Source organism: Mesorhizobium sp. M7A.F.Ca.US.006.01.1.1 (assembly GCF_003997935.1).
Taxonomy (GTDB): domain Bacteria; phylum Pseudomonadota; class Alphaproteobacteria; order Rhizobiales; family Rhizobiaceae; genus Mesorhizobium.
Window position 1 is genome coordinate 1 of record NZ_RZQL01000441.1, and the last position, 2379, is coordinate 2379.

The window sequence follows — 2379 nt, forward strand, 5'->3', positions numbered from 1 at the left end:
GTCATGCTGATCACCGGCGGCAGGTTGGGAGACCTCTATGGTCGCCGTAATGTCTTTTTGTATGGAATGGTGGGCTTTGCTGCAGCATCGGCCTTGTGCGGATGTGCCTGGTCCCCATCCATCCTGATCATCGGGCGGATCCTTCAGGGCTTTGCTGCGGCAATCATGGCGCCGCAGGCTCTGGCTTCGATCAATGCAATTTTTCCAGACCACGAAAAATCAAAGGCACTCAGCTTCTACGCCCTGACATTTGGGTTGGCGTCGATGGCCGGCCTTTTTCTCGGGGGGGCGTTGATTGCTCTGGATATCTTCGGGCTCGGGTGGAGAAGTATCTTTCTCATCAACCTGCCCGTCATAGCGATCGCCGCGCCGGCGGCCTTCATCATGTTGCGCGAAACGAAATCGGAGCATCCAAGCAAATTGGATCTCGGCGGCGCCTTGCTGATCGCGCTTGCGCTTTTCGCACTGATCGCACCCCTGATAGCGGGCCGTGAGCAGGGGTGGCCGATGTGGTCTCTACTGACGCTTGCCAGTGCCGTGCCGCTTTTTCTGGTGTTTTGGTGGCATGAGCGAACCATGGAGAGCACCGGAGGCGATCCCATCCTGGCGCCAAACCTTCTCCAGGTGCCGGGATTGAAGCGCGGGCTGCTTGCCGCTCTCTTCTTCTACGTCCTAGCGGCGTTCTGGCTGATATTCTCGGTCTATCAGCAGGGTGGCCTTGGTCGCACGCCGTTTGAGGCCGGAGTGGCAATCCTTCCTGCCGCGGCCGGCTTCGTCCTTGGCCCTTTTGCAAGTGGTCGCTTCCTCAACGTCTTTGGACGATTTTCCGCTGGCGCCGGCATGGTCTTGCAAGCGGTCGGGTTGTTCGGAACGGCTGCCCTGATTTCGAGCGGCTTGCCCCAATTCCTCTTCGTTGCGCTTTTCTTCATCGGGGCGGGACAAGGAATTGCGCTTCCAAACCTTGTCAAGACTGTTGTCCAACGGGTCGACCGAGCTCAATCAGGACTCGCGTCCGGCCTGGTCAATTCGATGTTCCAGATTAGCGGCGCATTGGCGGCAGCGCTCATCGGTGGATTGTTCTTTTCGGTCCTGGGATCTGCAACCGACGCCGGATCCATTGGCCACGCCTACAGTATTGCGGCGATCGCGATTGCAACCTGTCTTCTCGTTGCTGGATGGCTGTCCAGTGACCTTGCAACGAAATGAAAGAGGTCTTCCCATGACCATACATATAGAAGGGTTTAGTCATCGGATCGTTTCCGCTAACGGCGTGAACATTCACACGGTTTCAGGCGGGCAGGGATCTCCGCTAGTTCTGATCCACGGCTTTCCGCAGACCTGGTGGGAATGGCGCAATGTGATGTCGAAACTTGCCGAGCATCACCGGGTGGTGGCCATCGATCTTCGCGGGGCGGGGTTCTCGGACTGCCCTGTGTCCGGGTATGACAAGGAAACCCTTGCAGAAGACGTGCATCAGGTGATGCAGGAACTCGGCCATACAAGTTACGCCGTTTGCGGGCACGATATCGGCGCAATGGTCTCGGTAGCGCTTGCCTCGAGCCGCCGAGATGCCGTGACGCGCCTAATCGTTCTCGACGCACCTCTGCCGGGATGGACGGGGTGGGGACAATGCCTCACAAGCCTTTGGCAGTTCGGCTTCCACCAAAAGCGCGATCTTCCGGAGTTGCTGATCCGTGGACGGGAGTTCGAATATGTATCGGCTTTTATCGCCGAACGGACTTTCGATCACGGCAGCTACAGTTTCAGCGACATGGAGATATTCGCCAAAGCACTTGCCCTTCCTGGCCGCACGCGCGCTGCCCTGGAATGGTATCGCGCGTTCCCACTCGATCATCAAAATGCACTGCAGTGGAAATCAGAGCCGCTTCGAATGCCCGTTTTGGCTCTGGGTGGCGAAAAGCGTTTCGGACCTCAAATGATCGCCATGCTTGAGGAGTTTGCCAGTGACGTCAGCGGCGGCAGCATTCCCGATTGCGGCCACTACGTTGCCGATGAGAAACCGGCGGCAGTGACATCTTCCATCCTAGAGTTTCTGGCCTAGCGACACCGGCGCAAGTTTTCTTTCCCCTATTGCGCCTAACCGTCCTCGCCGGTGAGGCGCAGTACCAAGCCTGTAACAGGCCCCAAAATCCTGCTCGTCATCCACGAAGCGGAAATCCGCAGCGCTGTCTTGCTGCGCCTTGCAACTCCAACTGTCTTCTACCTCGAAAGGAAACGAAAAATGTCTACGAAATTTTTGGACCACGTATCGGTCGTAACCGGGGGATCAACCGGCATCGGTTTCTCCATTGCGCAAGCCCTTATCGCGCAGGGCGCCAAGCGCGTCTACATCACCGGCCGGTCGGCCCGGACGTTGGA

Annotated in this window: 3 protein-coding genes; all 3 read left to right on the forward strand. The window is 57.8% G+C overall.

From position 1 onward, the window contains the following. On the forward strand, positions 1 to 1206 hold a 1206-nt coding region (locus tag EN943_RS36550; protein ID WP_127416563.1), incomplete at its 5' end, for an MFS transporter. Between the two features lie 13 nt (positions 1207 to 1219). After that, the gene (locus EN943_RS36555; RefSeq protein WP_127416564.1) at positions 1220 to 2062 is read left to right on the forward strand and encodes an alpha/beta hydrolase; all 843 of its coding nucleotides are present in this window, start codon (positions 1220 to 1222) and stop codon (positions 2060 to 2062) included. Positions 2063 to 2242: 180 nt separating this feature from the next. Next, positions 2243 to 2379 (forward strand): KR domain-containing protein (locus EN943_RS36560; RefSeq protein WP_127416565.1); only part of this gene is annotated, 137 nt, incomplete at its 3' end.

What these genes read in the sequence shown, in the direction of transcription:
- EN943_RS36555 (WP_127416564.1), top strand. Translation starts at nt 1,220, where the DNA reads ATGACCATACATATAGAAGGGTTTAGTCATCGGATCGTTTCCGCTAAC.